Raw genomic sequence first — 19142 nt, 5'->3', positions numbered from 1 at the left:
TTATGTCAGGCGATTAACCTATATTGAAGATAACAGCTAATAAGCTTATTTCTTACGCCAAGTAGTGCCACCAGGGCCATCTTCGAGCTCAACCCCTAACTCATTTAAGCGATTACGCGCCACATCGGCAGCAGACCAATCCTTTTCAGTACGAGCACGGTTACGTTCAACAATTAAGGCTTCAATTTCGGCCACTTCATCGTCACTACCACCACCTTGAAAGAAAGTCTCTGGCGGTTGGCTTAATAGGCCTAAAACATCCGCTAACTGCTTTAACGTGACCGCTAACGCAGATGCTTGCGTCATATTGGTTAGCTTTAAACGATTAACCTCACGCACCATATCAAATAGCACTGAATAGGCTTCAGGCGTATTAAAGTCATCGTCCATGGCCGCATTAAATCTTGCGACAAACTCTTCTGCGGGTGCGGCTATAGCAGTTAAATCGACATCTTTTAACGCAGTATATAAACGCTCTAATGCTGAGCGAGCTTGTTTTAAGTTATCTTCTGAATAGTTCAGTTGGCTACGATAATGGCCAGACAACAGGAAATAGCGCACCGTTTCAGCATCATAATGGCCAAGTACATCACGGATAGTGAAGAAGTTGCCTAAAGATTTAGACATTTTTTCACGGTCGACCATCACCATGCCAGTGTGCATCCAATAGTTTACGTAGGGCGTGTCGTGGGCACAGCAGGACTGAGCTATTTCGTTCTCATGGTGTGGGAATTGTAGGTCTGAACCCCCGCCATGAATATCAAAATGCAGACCTAAATGTTTGCTGTTCATGGCAGAACATTCAATATGCCAGCCTGGACGACCCGGTCCCCATGGTGATTCCCAGGTTGGTTCACCTGGCTTAGACATTTTCCACAGCACAAAATCCATCGGATTTTGCTTGGTTTCGTCAACTTCTACCCGAGCACCAGCTTGTAGCTGATCCAAATTCTGCCCCGATAAACGACCATAATCAGGATAAGAGGCCACGCTGAAAAGTACATCACCGTCACTCGCTACATAGGCATGACCACGAGCGAGTAATAACTCGACCATGTCGATAATTTCTTCGATATGCAGTGTTGCGCGTGGTTCAAAGTCGGGGCGCAACATATTTAAAGCATCAAAGTCTTGATGCATTTCACCAATAAGACGTTCGGTTAAGGCTTCACAGCTTTCGTTATTCTCGTTGGCGCGCTTAATAATTTTGTCGTCAACATCGGTAATATTGCGTTGAAAGTTCACTTCATAACCCGCATAACGCAGGTAACGCACTATCATGTCAAAGGAAACAAAAGTACGCCCGTGACCAATATGACAGAGATCGTATATGGTCACACCACATACATACATGCCAATTTTCCCGGGAGTAATTGGCTTAAATTCCTGTTTTTGGCGGGTAATACTGTTGTAAATCTTTAACATCGATATTCTCTTTAATGATACATTCAGGTGTAAAATCAATGAGTCAGTCTACCACGGCAAGTCCGCTTTTGAATACTGCACTTTGCGCGCAATCTTAGATAAGTTAGAATCGCGCCACTATTTACGGAGAGTATGAAAACATGATCACATTACACACCAATTTTGGCGATATTAAACTGCAACTAAATGCTGAAAAAGCACCGTTAACAGTAGCAAACTTCATGAAATATGTTGACGAAGGTTTCTTCGACGGCACTATCTTCCACCGTGTGATTGACGGTTTCATGATCCAAGGTGGTGGCTTTAATGAAGACATGAGCCAAAAGCGTAGCGGCGAGCCCGTGAAAAATGAAGCGAACAATGGCTTATCAAATCGCACTGGTACTGTGGCTATGGCACGTACCTCTGATCCCCATTCAGCCACTGCACAATTTTTTATTAACATTAATGACAACACTTTCTTAGACTTTAAAGCAGAGAACAACCAAGGTTGGGGCTACTGCGTATTTGGTGAAGTCGTTGAAGGTATGGATATTGTTGAAAAAATCAAAGCGGTTAGCACTGGTAATAAAGGCATGCACCAAGATGTACCTTTAGAAGCGGTTGTGATTGAAAAAGTTAGCGTTACGGCATAATAGCGCCTAATGCGAACTCTATTTATAGGCGATCTGCACCTGAGTGCAGATCGCCTTGATATCACCCAAGCGTTCACTCATTTCCTCGATACACAACTCGATGATGCCGACGCCCTCTACATCCTCGGTGATTTGTTTGAAGTCTGGGTTGGCGATGATATCGCCTTGCCTTTTGCCCTCGAACTCGCCAAAAAGCTCAAGCAAGTATCACAAAAGCTGCCGGTGTATTTCATCCACGGCAATCGTGACTTTATGCTAGGTAAGCAATTTGCGCGCGCCGCAGGTATGCAAATCTTACCCGAAGTGACTTGCTTGAATTTATACGGTGTAGAAACAGTCATTTTACACGGTGACAGCTTATGTACGTTAGATAAGGCTTACCAACGCTTTAGAAAGTTGCGCAGTTTTGCACTAGCAAGATGGTTATACGGTTGCTTATCGAGAAAAACTCGCCAAGGTATTGCTAATAAAATTCGTAATAAGAGTAAGAGTAGCAATCAGCAAAAAAGCTATACCATCATGGATGTGGAGCCCAATGCGGTCGAGGCATTATTTGTCCAGACGCATACTCAGCAGATGATCCACGGTCACACCCATAGACCCGCGATTCATCAACTCGATAATGGCTGTAAACGCATTGTGGTGGGTGATTGGTATGAACAAGGAAGTGTACTGAGTGTAAGCGCTGAAGGGATTAGTTTAGAATCGTTACCTTTTGAGCCGACAACTTAAGTTAGGTTACTTTTATTGACATCATTTAAGCTTAACGACGCTTCATATTAACGGTTCGCTCGAACCGTTAATCGTTTCAGTAAGTTCGAGCTAACCCTGCAAGGCTTAAATTTAAAAATCTTTAAAGTCAAATTGATAGTGGCGACCCACTGTGGAAACGAAACTCATCATCCGGCGCCAAAATCAACTCAGCCTCGACCTCACCAAAGTACTTTACTCGCTCACTAATATCCTCTGGTGAAACCAACTGTGCTAGCGCAAGATAGTCTTGATAATGACGCGCTTCAGAGCGCAACAATGACACATAAAATTTACTCAGTTCACTGTCTAAATAAGGCGCCAACTTAGCAAAACGCTCGCACGAACGCGCTTCAATATACGCCCCCACAATCAACTTATCTCGCAGGATATCTTTTTCATGGGTGGTCACATGACTCATCATGCCCTTGGCATAACGGCCCGCGCGAATATTACGGTAATCGATGCCACGTTTATGCATCAACTCCAATACTTGTTCAAAATGATGAAACTCTTCTTTAATCAAGCGGATCAAAGGTGAAACCAAATTCGCGGCAAACGTAAAGTTGGGCTTAGGTATAAGGTCAGTTACCAACTCATTCTTTTTCACATCACGGGCCAGAAAACTCACCACATCGTGATCTTGCGAATAGATAAACTCTTCATAGGGTTTAGCCCATGCCAACAAAGTTCGGCCGCTATCTTTATCTAACGCATATTTTCGTAGCAAAAAAATCGCGGTCTGCGCAGCTTTTAACTCACAGTTACAATGGTCAATCAGCAGCTCATCCAAAGAATCTGATTTTATCGCGATATCAATCCAAGTTTGCGGCGTATCACAGCGAAGAAAGGCGTGGATGGGGGCAAGAAGTTGCTGCATGGAGTCACTCAAGATCATTCTCAGTATTAGGCTATTTTACGCATATTTACCTATAAGCTACAGCACTAGGGCTTAGTAAACTTGACGTACAAGATTTTTTGTTCAATAAATGTTCTACACTTTATAAAACCGAGATATTGATCACGCTGTATTTCAGTTTTGTTTGTGTAACCAATCGATAGTTAAAAAACAAGACACTGTTTTAACCTCGATTGTGGAGCTGTTATCAGCTCGTCTGACGTTTGGCGAGCCATTTATCAATGCTGAACAAGGATAATTATAATGATACTGAATCACTTAATGGGGCTCTACACTCATCCTAAACAAGAATGGCAAACGATTGAAAAAAATCATGAGGCACTGAAAAGTAGTTTAAGTCATGTAGTACTTATCGCCTTAATCCCCGCGGTTTGCAGCTACATAGCTACGGCTTATATTGGCTGGAACCCTGGAGCTGGCGATCCTATTTATCTTACGCCCCAAAGCGCCTTATTTATGTCTGCGGGCATGTACTTAGGCCTTATTGCGGGCGTCTTCGCCCTCGCCTATTTAGCCTATTGGATGGCAAAAACTTTCGATGCTAATCCAACCTATACCCAAGCATTAGAACTCGCATCCTACACTGCAACACCACTGTTTATGGTCGGTTTAGCGGCATTATATCCAGTACTGTGGTTTATCATGATAGTGGGGTTGATTGGTTTGGCTTACTCAGTGTATTTGCTCTACGCAGGGGTGCCAATCATTATGAATATTCCGGAGGAGAAAGGCTTTATTTATGCCAGTTCAATGGTAACTGCTGGTTTAGTGTTATTAGTTGGGTTAATGGCAACCAGCGTAATCCTATGGAGCTTAGGCTTTGGCCCTATGTATCAATAGTCATTAAAATTAACTATAACTTTAACTCATCGCGATTCACGCAAATCCAGCGCAACGTTATCTTAAATCCGTAAAATAAAAAAGAAGGCCTAAAAGGCCTTCTTTTTTAGATTTGATTAAGCAATTCAACAGAGCGATATAACTCACTACGTTAAACTGATTTAATTCAGTAAATTACTCGAAAGAATCACGCAGTGCTACGGTTAAGTTAAACACTAAATTATCCGGTGATGAGTCTTTACTGTCAGCACAGAAATAACCTTCACGCTCAAACTGATAGGCTTTTTCGGCGGGTGCATTGACTAAACTTGCTTCAGCAAAGCCTTGCACAACAATCAGTGACTCTGGGTTTAATACTTCGTCCACAGTCTCAGCAGCTGCTGGATTAGGATCGGTAAATAAACGCTGATAGAGACGGAACTGCGCAGGTTTAGCCGTTGATGCCTCAACCCAATGGATAACGCCTTTAACTTTACGGCCATCAGCGGGGTTTTTACCCAATGTTTCAGGATCATAAGTACAGTAAACGGTAGTGATATTACCATCACTGTCTTTATCACAACGCTCAGCCTTAATCACATAAGCATTACGTAAACGCACTTCTTTACCGGTCACCAGACGCTTGTATTGTTTATTGCCTTCTTCTTTAAAGTCAGCGACATCAATTAATATTTCACGGCCAAAGGCTAATTCACGCGTGCCCATACTTTCATCATTTGGATGAGCAGCCGCTTGAATATACTCAAGTTCACCTTCGGCATAGTTTTCGATGATGACTTTCAATGGACGCAATACGGCCATTGCACGCGGTGCATGTTCGTTCAATTCTTCACGAATACAGGCATCTAACATGCCAACCTCGATCATATTTTCTTGCTTAGTCACGCCAATACGTTGGCAGAACTCGCGAATTGATGCTGGCGTATATCCGCGGCGACGTAAGCCAGCAATCGTTGGCATACGTGGGTCATCCCAACCTGATACGAGTTTACGCGTCACGAGGTCGTTCAGCTTACGCTTAGACATCAAAGTATACTCGAGATTTAAGCGTGAAAATTCGTATTGACGCGTACGATTCGGCGCTTGAAAATCGTTTAAATTATCCAAAACCCAATCGTATAAACGACGGTTGTCTTGGAACTCTAGCGTACATAAAGAGTGGGTAATATGTTCTAACGCATCAGAAATACAGTGGGTAAAGTCGTACATTGGGTAAATGCACCACTTGTCACCCGTTTGATGATGATGGGCAAAACGAATACGGTAGATGATAGGATCGCGCATGCACATGAATGGCGAGGCCATATCAATCTTAGCACGCAGCGCACACTCGCCTTCTTTAAAACCACCGTCGCGCATCTTAGCAAATAAGGCCAAGTTTTCTTCGACTGAGGTATCACGGAAAGGACTGTTTTTACCGGGCTCTTTCAACGTGCCACGGTATTCGCGAGTTTCATCGGCATTTAAAAAACAGACATAGGCCAAACCTTTATTGATCAGTTCAACCGCATATTGATGCAACTGATCAAAGTAGTTTGATGAATAGCGCACATCGCCATCCCATTGGAATCCAAGCCAACGCACATCCGCCTGAATAGAGTTAACATAATCAATGTCTTCTTTTTCAGGATTGGTATCGTCAAAACGTAAATTACACAGACCGTTATAGTCTCGCGCTATGCCAAAATTTAAGCAGATAGATTTAGCATGACCGATATGAAGATAGCCATTGGGTTCTGGCGGAAAACGAGTCTGTACACTCGTGTGCTTACCGGTTTTTAAATCTTCATCGATAATGTTACGAATAAAGTTACTCGGACGTACTTCAGTGTCCACATGACTCATGGAATTCCTCTTTGCGAACAATGGCAATTTTAATAAAGCCAGCATGATCCTACAGATCACGACTAGTTACAATGCCTAGTGATAAAACTATGGGTTATGGCCGAGATAGTAAAACAATAAAAGCAGCCATAAAAGCTGCTTTTATCTTTACTCTTACTGAGCTGACATTTATTGGTCCGTCATGCTGACGCAGTAAATGTTACTCAGTAACCTATTCAGTAATAATGCGGATCCCCGGAATGATCTGCTGTGTTCTTCTGCCCTTTCGTTTTAGCCACAGGTAAAAAGCCGCTAATGCAAACAGGAAGAAACCAATCCATAAACTCGATTGTAGCGGATGCTCATTAAAGGTTGTCGCTTGATACACTACTGTGGCCGAACCATAGGCTAACGAGAACGTCCAAGTCGCCGCAAACGTTGCCCAACGAGAACCAAACTCATGCACTAAAGCGCCCATTGCGGCAACACACGGCGTGTAGAGTAAGATAAACAACAAGTAAGAAAATGCCGCTATCTTAGTTGTAAAACCAGCTTGCAAAGCACTAAATGTTGACGTCGCAACACCTTGAGATTCTGCCGCAGCACTGGTGCTAGAGACATCACCAACAGATAGTTTCAACGGGTCCTCTAAATCTAAACCAAATAAATTAGCGGGGATTGTAGCCAAGGCAGCACTAAAGCTATCGGCCAACGGGGTTAACTCCGCACCATCTGCAGCAGTATTGCTATAAAGGCTGTTTAACGTACCAACTACGGCTTCTTTCGCAAAAATACCGGTGATAATGCCAACCGTTGCAGGCCAATTATCTTGTTCAATTCCCATCGGAGCAAAGATTGGCGTCACTTTTTGGCTCGCAACACTGAGCAATGATGCTTGGCTATCTTCATGACCAAATGTGCCGTCAACACCAATAGCGTTAACAAAATTCAAAAAGGTGACGACTAAAACAATCGTTTTACCCGCACCAAAAATAAAGCTCTTAGTACGTTTACCCGTGCGAACCATTACGGCTTTCAGTTTAGGCATCTCATAGCTTGGCAGCTCCATGACTACCGCACTACTGGTACCGGGTAACAGCGTATTTCTGAGTAATAGACCCGTACCAATTGCTGCAAATATACCAATAACATAAAGCAAAAAGACTAAGTTTTGGCCAGAATCAGGGAAAAACGCCGCGGCAAATAAGGCATATACGGGCAAACGCGCGCCACATGACATAAAGGGCGCCATCATACCGGTAACGATACGCTCACGTTCACTGCCTAAGGTCCGCGTCGCCATGATCGCTGGTACTGAACAACCAAAACCTACAATCATCGGCACGAAGGCTTTACCCGGAAGGCCGATACGACGCATCAAACCATCAACCACAAATGCCGCGCGTGCCATGTAACCCGAACTCTCTAGTACCGACAAGGCAAGGAATAACGCTGCGATAACAGGGATAAAGGTTGAAACAGTTTGAATACCTTGGCCAACACCGCCCGCTAAAATTGTAACTAGCCAGGTTGGTGAACCCATATTGGTTAAAAACGCCCCAAAATGGTCCACCAGTAATGCGCCAGCAAACACATCAAAGAAATCGATAAAGGCACTACCAATATTGATGCTGAACATAAACATCAAATACATTACCAATAAGAACACCGGAATACCCAACACCGGGTGTAATATCAGTTTATCTAGCTTGTCACTTAACGTAAGAAAACCATCAGCTTTGACTGAGCCTTGAAATACCCTTTCAACAAAGTTAAAACGAGTCGTGGCCACCATAATTTCAATATCATGGCCTTGCTGAGAAATATTCTGGGTGCAAGTGTTAATCTCATCCTGCAACTCAGCATTTTGACAACTACCACAACCCGAACCATTGCCTAACATCGCTAAGGCGCGGCCGCGGCTTAATTGCTCATCTTTACCACAGAGTAGCTTAACGCCTGTTTCAATTTGTTCATCGTAATTAAGCATTAATGGCGCTTCAGACACTCGCCCTTGCAGTAAATCTAATACTTGTGCCTGTACTTTTTCTACATCAGCGGGATCGCGCGAACACACGCCAATTACAGGGCAACCAAGCTCTTGGCTCATTTTCTTTAAATCGACTTTTATCCCATGCTTTATCGCGACATCGATTTTGTTTAATACAACGACCATAGGAATAGCAAGTTCGCGTAATTGAACCGTGAGATATAAGTGGCGCTCGATATTGGTCGCATCGACTAAATTGATAATGCCATCGACGCGTTGCTCAGCCAGATACTGCTGCGCGATTTGCTCATCTAAAGAACAGTCACAACTATTACCCGCGGGAAGAAGATCGTAAATACCGGGTAAGTCAGTCAGATAGATATCAGCACCATTTAAGGTAAAATGGCCCGTCTTTTTCTCAACCGTCACACCAGACCAGTTACCGACTTGTTGATTCGCGCCAGTTAGCGCGTTAAAGAGTGTCGATTTACCCGCATTAGGGTTACCAACGGTGACGCAATGAAACTGCTTAGCCATTCGCCTTTTCCACCTCAATGATGTCTGCCAAGTCTTTGCGCATACAAAGTTTACTACCACGAATATCCAACTCTAAACCTGAGCCCATTGGTGCATATCGGATCAATAAAAAACGCGTATTGGGTGTTATCCCCATAGATAACAACTTGCGCTTTACGGTTTGCGGTAGATCTAAGCGCCCGACTTCAGAAATAACACCGCGATCACCGGGGCTGAGTTCGCTTAACTTCATTACGTATCCTACCTCTGCAACAGGTCCAGTTCGAAAAACTGTGCTCATTGTAACTGAGCAATGACCCTAATAACTTTACCTAGATCAAGATTTTTGATTGGTAACGATAATAGTTTTCAATTGTGTTGGCTATTATGTGACAAAAAACCTCATGAATAAACGGTCAACTGAAAATAAAAAATGCCAGAAGGAATCGTTACCTCTTGAATACGACAAATTTGCTAACGATTACTCTTCAAGTCAAAGCGCAGCCCCTTACCTAATGCGCCCTATAAGTGCCCTGTTTGGGCAAGTTTAATGGCGTAAGTGGAAAAAGATTACCACGACAACACCAACCATGATCCGCACACCAGCCATTGCAATATAGCAGCTCATTTAGTGCACCTATTAAGTCACTGCTTTATTAAAAACGGATCAAATAATTAAAGTTAACATCGAGCTTATCAGTCACAAACAAAACTTAATGGTTAACGGCTTAAGCGTTCACCCAATAAACAAATCCTGTAACACAAGCCTAAAAAGCCAATAACAACAGATATAAGAGGCACGTTTACGATGCGGCCAACTACTCCAAAAGAAATAGTCAGATCTTAGTCACATTACCCACCTAAAATGAAGGATTAATAGCAGTGACTTCGTTAGCCTTACAGATGGAAAAATAATTCCACACATCTTATGCGGGTAATGAGATTTATTTCTATTTACCCATTGTTAGATGATGATTACAACTATTGCAGGGAAATATCATGATGAAACGGTTCAATTTCAATAGCGCAACAAAAGCGATGTTGGGTGCCGGTTTACTTTCACTACTGCTCACCGCTTGCGGTGGGAGTGATGGTAAAGATGGTGAAGATGGAAAACCAGGAGTGGTTGGTGTCAATATCGATGCCACTCCAACACTAAAAGCTGATTTCACTAATGCTACTGTTGAAGCCGGTAAGGTTACTGTCAACTTTACATTAGAAAATGCCAATGGCGTAGCCGTTCTAGGCTTAACAAAAGATCACGACATTCGCTTTGGTATTGCGCAGTTAACACATGTCACTGTTGCAACAGACGATCCCGCTAAGCCTGCTGATCGCGGTTTCCAATGGCAAGCCTACATAAATGACAAAAAAGCACCCGGTACTGTCCCTACAGGTGTAAATAATCTTAATCCATCAGATCAATATCAGGCCAACGTGGAAGCAGCAGCTAAGTGTGATAGCTGTTTAGTCGACCATGGTGATGGTAGTTATAGCTACACATACCAAGCCAATATTGCCAATGTTACTGAACCATTAACCATCACTTACAGTGCTGATGCAACTCAACGTGCAACATTAGAACTTGAATTACCTCAAGTCACGGCTAATGCGCACCTAGACTGGCAGCCATCTACCGGTAAAACAGAAGGTATTCAGACACGTAACGTTGTTTCAATTGAGACCTGTTATACCTGTCACCAGCCTGAAAGTTTAGCGCTACACGGCGGTCGCAGAATCGATATTGAAAACTGTGCATCCTGCCATACTGCCACCTCTGGCGACCCAGAATCAGGCAATAGTGTTGATTTTACCTATATGATCCATGCAATTCATAAAGGTGCTGACCGAAATACTGTCGATGCCAATGGTGCACTATTAGCAGCACCGTACAAGATTGTGGGCTATGGCGGTAAAGTCATCGACTACGGAAAAGTCAATTTCCCTCAAAAACCAGCTGCTGATTGTAGTTCCTGCCACGTTGAAGGTGTAAATGCGCCTGCGAATGCAGATCTATTTAAAGCGGACTTAAGCAATACTGCTTGTATCGCTTGTCATACAGAGAAGCCTTCGAGCAACCATAGCAGCACAGATTGTGTCGCTTGCCATAATGCAACCGAACCCTATGGTGGAACAGGCAGTGCGGCTAAACGTCACGGGGATGTATTAAAGGCATACACAGATGCCGAAGCAATGAGCGTTAAATTCACGAATGTAGGCGCTAATAACACGGGCAAAATCACTTTTGATGTCCAAGTTGTTGACAAAGATGGTAATGCCGTCGAGAAAGCCTTCGTCAGTCAAAGCTCACGTGTAGTGGTTGCATGGGATTCAGATAAAGATTACCCAAGTGATGCTAGCGCATCTTATAGCAAACGTCGTATCGCGCTAAGTGAAGGTACCTATAATGAAGTAAGTAAAACTTATTCATTAACAGGCACTAATTTTAATTTACCTGCTGATGCTAATGGCAAGACATTCGAACTATTTTCGACACTAGATGTGTGTTTCAATAATGGTGGCTATGGCGTTGCAGCAGTCGTAATGACTGATTGTTCTGCAGCAAACGTACGTAAGGTCGCAGTTAAAGAAACTCCATACCATTTTGTGTGGAAAGATAATGGAGTAGACAGTTCTGCCACAGCAAAAAATCGACGTGAAATCATTGATGCTGCTAAGTGCCAAGGTTGTCACAATCAAGAAATCCACCATTATGACAACGGTGTAAACTGCCAAACTTGTCATACTTCGGATAAAGGCTTGAAAACTGACACCAATTATCCTGGTGGCAAGATCCCAACCAGCTTCGCTTGGAAAGCCCACGAGCGTGAAGGCCATTACCTGAAATATGCAGGCGTACAATCAGGTACTGTATTAAAAACCGATTGTGCAACTTGCCATACGGTTGATAAGTCAAACGTCATTACTGGTATCACTTTAGGCCGCGCGCCAACACGCACATGGCGTTTTGGTGATATGGCTAATAACGGTGCCGATATTTGGATTTCCTCAGATACGGGTACTTGCTTAAGTTGTCACCAGAAGTACCTTAGTGACACGGCGAAATCTCACATTGAGACTAACGGTGGTATCTTAAATGGCAGCAGTGCAGCGGATGTTCAAACTCGTGCATCTGAAAGCTGTGCAACATGCCACACGCCGACTCAACTGAGTGAAGTACACGGTAATTAGTTAACAATAACACTGCCTCATTTTGTAAATAAAGACGCAGTGTTGAGCTAACAAAAAAAGAGAGAGGTGCAAACCTCTCTCTTTTTATTATCATCTTCAAAAATCTGCTGTTTTTTCATTCTATAATCATTTTTAACTCTCACTTTACATACCACTTTAGAAATAGAAAGATCCAAGTCACACATTAGCAAAGGCCTTGGAGATTTTAAGGTCATGTTAGGTTAGCCTTTCCTTGGGGAATTCTATTTCCAGCATCCACTTAAATGCTTCTACTGGCCAAAAAATACAGACATAGATCTGTTGGTTTTAGAACTATAGTGTTTAAGCAATGCCAAACCTATGCAGGGAAAAAATGATGAACACACATAAAACTAAAATCGCACTGTTGCTCGCAGCAAGTGCAGTGACTATGGCCTTAACAGGTTGTGGTGGCAGCGATGGTAATTCTGGTGAGCCGGGTGAACCAGGTGGCGAGCCAGCAGGCGCCATTAAAACGCTTAATTTCACGTTCGAAAAAGCTATCATCACCGATGGCCTGCCTCATGTGGATTTTCGAGTCACTAACGAAGATGACATGCCGGTTGTCGGCTTACAGTACTTCAAATTTTATGCAGAACAACTGGTACCACAAGGTGCAACAGGGGCGGGTAATGCCTCACAGTGGCAATATCTTGTTGACGAGACCTGTGATTTAACGCCTAAGGTAAACAAATGCGCCGGCAGCTTAGTTGATAACAAAAATGGCAGCTACAGCTATAGCTTCAGCACTAACCTCAACTCAAGCACTCGCGCAGCCTATAACAGTGAATTAGCACAACGTATTGTGCTAAACAACTATATCCGTGGCACAACCCCAGCGCCACTACCAGATGGCACTACGCTACCTGTATTTACCGGTATATTTGATTACGTTGCAGACACAGGCGCAGAAGCGACCTATAGCCGCAAAATCGTCACTACCGCCAGCTGTAATACTTGCCACGAAGATGTTATCAACGCTAAACACTACACCAGTGATGTCAACTTCTGCGCCAGTTGCCATACCGAAGGTAAAGTAAAACCTGGCAATGAGTTTAATGTGCTGGTGCACGCAAAACATAAAGACTTAAAGCTAGGCTCATTAGACAGCTGTCAAAGCTGTCACACAGCCAGTGATGCTGCGCCAGACTGGGATAATTGGTCACGTATTCCAACGGCCGCCACCTGTGGAAGCTGTCATAGCAATATCGACTTCGCTGCGGGTAAAGGTCACTCACAACAGCTAGATAACTCTAATTGCATTGCCTGCCATAACAGTAATTGGACTGCTGAACTCCACACTGGCAAGACTGCTGATAAGAAAGCGGTTATTGCGCAGTTAGGTATATCTGCAGCATTAGCGGCACAAGCTGACGATACTGCGATATTAACTGTCTCTATCTTAGATAAAGACGGTAACGCCATTGATGCAGCCACAGTTCAAGACAAAATCAAACGTTTAGAAACAGCGACTAACGTTGGCCCTAACTTCCCAATCATGGGTTACAACCCAAGTCCTGGTAGTGGAAAAGCCAAAATAGCAAAAGATTTAGTTAAAGATGGCGCACTGCAAGCGGGTGTAACCATAGTTGACGGTAAACTGGTATTCACAACACCTGCCCTACCTTTTGGCGCTGGCGACACTGATACTGCCTTTACCTTTATTGGCTTAGAAATGTGTAACACTGGTACTACCTTGACGGCATGTACCACTGATAGCGCGACTACTAGTATGAAAGCTGAGCTAGCCTTTGGTACTAAGTCAGGTAAAGCACCAAGCATGCGCCATGTTAACTCAGTTGAGTTTGGCACTTGCCAAGGCTGTCACGGTGACACCTTCGAAATTCACAAAGGCCACCATTCAGGTTTTGTGATGACTGAACAAGTATCACATGCAAAAGATGCTAACGGTAAAGCTATCGTCGGGGTTGATGGTTGTGTTGCTTGTCATACACCTGATGGTACTTATGCCTCTGGCGCTAACAAAGGTGCATTGGAGATGAAACTGCACGTGGTTCACGGCAAGCAAGGTGTCATCAAAGAATGTACTCAGTGTCATAACGACTTCAACCTAGATGCATTCAAGGTCAAAGGCGCACTAGCGACATCTGCAGGTAAATACACCACGCCAATCACAGCCACTTGTACGTCATGCCACACGCCAGAGTCCATTGGCCATGGCTTAGAGAATATGGGCGCGATTGTGAACGGCGATTATGTCCAAGCTAACCAAGCGGCGCAGTCAGAAACGTGTTTCTACTGTCACAAACCCACACCAACAGATCACACTCAGGTGAAAATGTAATTTGCCCAAGCAGGGGGAGTTAACTCCCCCTTTCTTGAATCTTGTTGGGACAAATTGGGAAGCCTATTATGAAGAACACCTTAAAAATTAAAAACCTATTGCCGGCACTGGTCATCTCTTTGACTATGTCTGCTGTGATGTCATTGTGCATAACACCGAGCGCTTACGCCTCAAAGTGGGATGAAAAAATGACTCCTGAGCAAGTTGAAGCCACATTGGATAAAAAGTTCGCCGAAGGCAACTATTCCCCCAAAGGTGCTGATTCTTGTTTAATGTGCCATAAAAAATCTGAAAAAGTGATGGACCTTTTCAAAGGTGTCCATGGCGCCATTGATTCATCAAAGAGCCCAATGGCTGGCCTACAATGTGAAGCCTGTCATGGGCCTTTAGGTCAACACAACAAAGGCGGCAATGAGCCGATGATCACTTTTGGTAAGTTATCTACCTTAAGTGCAGACAAGCAAAACAGTGTGTGTATGAGCTGTCACCAAGACGATAAACGTATGTCTTGGAACGCGGGGCACCATGACAATGCCGATGTCGCATGTGCCTCTTGCCACCAAGTACATGTGGCAAAAGATCCTGTGTTATCAAAAAATACTGAAATGGAAGTCTGTACTAGCTGCCACACTAAGCAAAAAGCAGACATGAACAAGCGCTCAAGTCACCCACTGAAATGGGCTCAAATGACCTGTAGCGATTGTCATAATCCCCATGGGAGTATGACGGATTCCGATCTTAACAAGCCTACCATCAACGAAACGTGTTACTCCTGCCACGCCGAAAAACGCGGTCCAAAATTGTGGGAACATGCTCCCGTTACTGAGAATTGTGTTACATGCCACAATCCTCACGGCAGCGTGAATGATGCCATGTTGAAAACCCGCGCACCGCAACTGTGTCAGCAATGTCACGCTAGCGATGGCCACGCCAGCAATGCTTATCTGGGCAATACGGGTTTGGGCTCAAATATCGGTGACAATGCCTTTACGGGTGGAAAGAGCTGTTTAAATTGCCACAGTCAGGTCCATGGTTCAAACCATCCATCTGGCAAGCTATTACAGCGCTAAGGAGACGAGAAAATGAAATTTAAACTCAATTTGATCACTCTGGCGTTACTAGCAAACACAGGTTTTGCGATAGCGGCCGATGGGTATGGTTTGGCCAATGCCAATACTGAAAAAGTCAAAATGTCCGCTTGGAGCTGTAAAGGCTGCCTTGTTGAAACCGGAACATCAGGCACTGTAGGCGTGGGGATTGGTTACAACAACGAAAATGATATTCGCTCAGCGAATGCCTTTGGCACTTCAAACGAAGTCGCGGGTAAGTTTGATGCAGACTTAGCCTTTCGCGGTGAAAAAGGTTATCGCGCCAGTGTTGAAGCTTATCAGCTGGGGATGGATGGCGGCCGCTTAGATGTGAACGCCGGCAAACCGGGCCAATATAATGTCAATGTTAACTATCGCCAGATTGCCACGTACAACAGCAATAGCGCCTTAACGCCCTACTCTGGCATGGGTAGTAACCACTTAACCCTGCCAGACAACTGGATAACGGCGGGTTCAAGCAGCCAAATGCCTTTGTTATTGGATAATCTCAATGCCTTAGAACTGTCGCTTAAGCGTGAACGCACAGGTTTAGGGTTTGATTATCAAGGTGAATCGCTGTGGAGCACACATGTGAACTACATGCGTGAAGAAAAAATCGGTTTGAAAAAAACATCAGGTGGATTCTTTAACCAATCGATGATGCTCGCTGAGCCTGTGGATTACACCACTGACTCCATCGAAGCTGGCATCAAGCTTAAAGGCGATCGTTGGTTTACTGCACTTAACTACAATGGCTCGATTTTTAAAAACGAGTACAACCAGTTAAATTTCGACAGTGCTTTTAATCCTACTTTTGGCGCACAAACTTCAGGGGCTCTCGCCCTTGACCCCGATAATCAGGCACATACAGTGTCATTAATGGGCCAATACAACGACAGTATCCATGTATTGACTGGCCGTATGCTTGCAGGACAAATGAGTCAAGACCAAGCGTTAGTCACCTCAGGCTATGGCTATCAAGTGCCTACAGAAGCTGTTGATGCCAAAGTTGACCTCACAGGGTTGAACTTAAAAGTGGTCAGTAAAGTCACTCAATCACTGCGCTTGAGTGGTAGCTACGACTATAGCGACCGTGATAACAATACGCAGGTTGAAGAGTGGACCCAAGTCAGTATCAACAATGTCAACGGTAAGGTGGCCTATAACACCCCTTACGATAACACCAGCCAACGCGTCAAAGTGGCGGCGGATTATCGTATTACCAACGGCATGAAGCTGGATGGCGGCTACGACTTCAAACGTGACGAACGTAATTATCAAGACCGTGAAACAACGGATGAAAACACTGTTTGGGCACGTTTTCGAGTTAACAGCTTCGAGATGTGGGATATGTGGGTAAAGGGCAGTTACGGTCAACGTGATGGCTCGCAATATCAAGCCTCTGAATGGACATCGTCTGAAACTAACAGCCTGTTACGTAAGTATAATCTGGCTAACCGTGACAGAACTCAAGTCGAAGCTCGTGTGACTCACTCGCCCATAGAAAGCCTGACGATTGATTTAGGTGCTCGCTATGCGCTTGATGACTACAGCGATACTGTGATTGGTTTAACTGAGTCAAAAGACACCAGTTATGATGCTAACATCAGCTACATGATCACCGATGACATACTGGCAACAGCGTTTTACAATTACCAAACGATTGAATCTGAGCAAGCTGGCAGCAGTAATTACAGCACACCAACCTGGACCGGATTAATTGAAGACCAGATTGATGTTGTTGGCGCAGGCCTAAGTTATAACAACCTGCTCGAGAATAAGTTACGTCTGGGACTGGATTATACTTACTCAGACTCCGACAGTAACACTCAAGTCAGACAAGGTATCACCGGTGACTATGGCGATTATTTTGCCAAAGTGCATAACATTAACCTATACGCTCAATATCAAGCCAGCGAGAAAATGGCGCTACGCTTTGATTACAAAATTGAGAATTATGAGGATAATGACGCCGCCAATGATATCGCCGTTGATGGGATTTGGAACGTCGTAGGCTTTGGCAGTAATAGTCATGATTACACGGCACAGATGATCATGCTGAGCATGAGCTACAAAATCTAATCGATAGCTATACTCATATTTAAAATCAGCATCTAAAACCCGCATTTTGCGGGTTTTTTTATCGTAATATTCTCCATTAAAATCAGTAAATCACGGTAGATAACATTAGAATCTTGAATAAGATCAGACTATGGCACTAAAGTTAGCCCATAAAAACCTTATTCCTTGAGTTTTGGTTCACTTTAGCGGATCTTAATTCAATCTTTTGGCTAATCTTCTGAGCTCATGCGTATTTATTCTCCAATCACCCAATATCAATGGCTATCATCAACTCCTGCCTTATTAGGGTTGAGTTTGCTGCCTATGCCCGTTATGGCATTTGACCCATCTGGCGGCACTGCTAGCCTATTTATCATTCTCGGCCTTGGCGGATTTACCTTAATCAACCTGCTTTTGCAGGGCTTATTCTTTTTCGCGGGAAAGTATCGCAATGCCACATTTGCCAAACGTCATGTATTAAGCGCACTGTTCATCCCCTTAATGGCGATTGCATTAGCCATTTATGACCACAGAGGTTGGAGTGATTTAGCCCTTAACTTAGGCATTATTTGTGTAGGTATTGGGTTGATTTTATTACCGCTACAGCTTTGTCAAATTGAAAAAGTGGCTAATCCTAATGCTGACTGGATAATCAGCGTGGGGGCGTTATTTATCTTAGCCCTAAGCTATGTGATTGCCCCATTCGCCTTTTTTACTATTGTGTTAGCCCATATCTGCTTGGCCTCTTCACCCAGTAAAGTGCCTAAGCTATTAAGTTATTTAGGCTTAGTGCTGGGTTACGCACTTTTTGGTTACTGGATATACCAAACGATAATGATGCTGCAATCTTAATCGTCTATGAATACACTAACTAAAACGCGGCCTCACCCACCCTCTTCAGCGTCCATGGATGAGCTATTGATAAAAATTAGAGCCTGCACACTATGTCAGGCCTATTTACCCTTAGCGCCCAAACCGATATTACAGGCCAGTAGCCAAGCGCGGATTTTAATTGCTGGCCAAGCACCGGGCGTTAAAACCCATCATAAAGGTATTCCTTTTGATGATGCCAGCGGCGAGCGTTTGCGTACTTGGTTAGATGTCACGCGGGAACAATTTTACGACCCGACTATTTTTGCTATTGTGCCGATGGGATTTTGTTTTCCCGGTAGTATTGAGAAAAATGGCAAGAAACAGGGCGATAAACCTCCTCGACCCGAATGCGCGGCCACTTGGCATCAACAGTTACTCGCCTTAATGCCACACATTGAGTTAATCGTGATCCTCGGACAGTATGCGATTGATTACCACCTGCCCCGCGAGCCTATTGATCTAATCAGTACGACAGCACAGGCTAGCAAGACGCACTCGAAAAGCATTAAAGTAAAATCAATCACAGTGACGCAAGCAACTGTGCAGTGGCAACAATATTGGCCTAAATACATTGTGTTGCCCCACCCAAGCCCTCGCAATAATCTCTGGCTGAAGCGTAATCCCGAGTTTGAGCGCGATATGCTACCCAAACTCAAAATGCGCATTGCATCGCTATTACACCCTTAACAATATACTGGGCACTTGT

14 protein-coding genes are annotated in these 19142 nt (G+C 44.0%); 9 read left to right on the top strand and 5 right to left on the bottom strand.

The window, feature by feature from the left end; genetic code table 11:
• Positions 1 to 45: 45 nt before the first annotated feature.
• Entirely contained in the window at positions 46 to 1425 is a 1380-nt protein-coding gene (gene cysS / locus L2717_RS03935; protein ID WP_220772607.1) for a cysteine--tRNA ligase, read from the bottom strand.
• Between the two features lie 140 nt (positions 1426 to 1565).
• Here cysS and L2717_RS03930 point away from each other — a divergent pair, with 140 nt between their 5' ends.
• Together L2717_RS03930 and L2717_RS03925 are read left to right on the top strand one after the other, a co-directional pair.
• Positions 1566 to 2060, top strand: coding sequence for a peptidylprolyl isomerase (locus L2717_RS03930; RefSeq protein ID WP_220772608.1), 495 nt, complete (start codon positions 1566 to 1568; stop codon positions 2058 to 2060).
• 9 nt (positions 2061 to 2069) lie between these two features.
• On the top strand, positions 2070 to 2792 hold the full coding sequence (locus L2717_RS03925; RefSeq protein WP_220772609.1) for a UDP-2,3-diacylglucosamine diphosphatase: 723 nt from the start codon (positions 2070 to 2072) through the stop codon (positions 2790 to 2792).
• 127 nt (positions 2793 to 2919) lie between these two features.
• Here L2717_RS03925 and miaE read toward each other — a convergent pair whose 3' ends face one another.
• On the bottom strand, positions 2920 to 3690 hold the full coding sequence (miaE, locus tag L2717_RS03920) for a tRNA isopentenyl-2-thiomethyl-A-37 hydroxylase MiaE (RefSeq protein ID WP_220772610.1): 771 nt from the start codon (positions 3688 to 3690) through the stop codon (positions 2920 to 2922).
• A gap of 282 nt (positions 3691 to 3972) precedes the next feature.
• On the opposite strand from miaE, the gene L2717_RS03915 reads away from it, so the two are divergent.
• Positions 3973 to 4569, top strand: a complete 597-nt coding sequence (locus L2717_RS03915) for a Yip1 family protein (protein WP_105252940.1) — start codon at positions 3973 to 3975, stop codon at positions 4567 to 4569.
• Positions 4570 to 4743: 174 nt separating this feature from the next.
• Here the strand turns inward: L2717_RS03915 and glnS are convergent, their stop codons facing one another.
• The 3 genes from glnS to L2717_RS03900 form a co-directional block, all read right to left on the bottom strand.
• Positions 4744 to 6414: a glutamine--tRNA ligase gene (gene glnS / locus L2717_RS03910; protein ID WP_220772611.1), complete on the bottom strand. Its 1671-nt coding sequence runs from the start codon at positions 6412 to 6414 to the stop codon at positions 4744 to 4746.
• Between the two features lie 211 nt (positions 6415 to 6625).
• Positions 6626 to 8920 (bottom strand): Fe(2+) transporter permease subunit FeoB, encoded by a 2295-nt coding sequence (gene feoB, locus L2717_RS03905; protein WP_220772612.1) that lies wholly within the window; start codon positions 8918 to 8920, stop codon positions 6626 to 6628.
• Positions 8913 to 9152, bottom strand: a complete 240-nt coding sequence (locus L2717_RS03900) for a FeoA family protein (protein ID WP_076498175.1) — start codon at positions 9150 to 9152, stop codon at positions 8913 to 8915. The genes feoB and L2717_RS03900 overlap by 8 nt, the downstream gene beginning before the upstream one ends.
• 746 nt (positions 9153 to 9898) lie before the next feature.
• Here L2717_RS03900 and L2717_RS03895 point away from each other — a divergent pair.
• The 6 genes from L2717_RS03895 to L2717_RS03870 all read left to right on the top strand — a co-directional run bounded on the left by L2717_RS03895 (position 9899) and on the right by L2717_RS03870 (position 19123).
• A complete protein-coding gene (locus L2717_RS03895; RefSeq protein WP_220772613.1) occupies positions 9899 to 12091 on the top strand; it encodes an OmcA/MtrC family decaheme c-type cytochrome in 2193 nt (730 codons plus the stop codon).
• 352 nt (positions 12092 to 12443) lie between these two features.
• Positions 12444 to 14414: an OmcA/MtrC family decaheme c-type cytochrome gene (locus L2717_RS03890; RefSeq protein ID WP_220772614.1), complete on the top strand. Its 1971-nt coding sequence runs from the start codon at positions 12444 to 12446 to the stop codon at positions 14412 to 14414.
• Between the two features lie 68 nt (positions 14415 to 14482).
• Positions 14483 to 15484 carry a decaheme c-type cytochrome MtrA gene (gene mtrA / locus L2717_RS03885; protein ID WP_220772615.1) on the top strand — a complete coding sequence of 334 codons (1002 nt, stop codon included), beginning with the start codon at positions 14483 to 14485 and terminating at the stop codon, positions 15482 to 15484.
• Positions 15485 to 15496: 12 nt separating this feature from the next.
• On the top strand, positions 15497 to 17584 hold the full coding sequence (locus L2717_RS03880) for an MtrB/PioB family decaheme-associated outer membrane protein (RefSeq protein ID WP_220772616.1): 2088 nt from the start codon (positions 15497 to 15499) through the stop codon (positions 17582 to 17584).
• 225 nt (positions 17585 to 17809) lie between these two features.
• Positions 17810 to 18415 (top strand): hypothetical protein, encoded by a 606-nt coding sequence (locus tag L2717_RS03875; protein ID WP_220772617.1) that lies wholly within the window; start codon positions 17810 to 17812, stop codon positions 18413 to 18415.
• A 54-nt stretch (positions 18416 to 18469) separates the two neighbouring features.
• Positions 18470 to 19123, top strand: coding sequence for a uracil-DNA glycosylase family protein (locus tag L2717_RS03870; RefSeq protein ID WP_220772620.1), 654 nt, complete (start codon positions 18470 to 18472; stop codon positions 19121 to 19123).
• Positions 19124 to 19142: the final 19 nt, after the last annotated feature.

Origin of the sequence: Shewanella glacialipiscicola, from assembly GCF_023283485.1 — a bacterium.
Lineage (GTDB): Bacteria > Pseudomonadota > Gammaproteobacteria > Enterobacterales > Shewanellaceae > Shewanella > Shewanella glacialipiscicola.
Note: the sequence above shows the minus strand (reverse complement) of the source record. Positions and strands in the feature narration are given on the sequence as shown.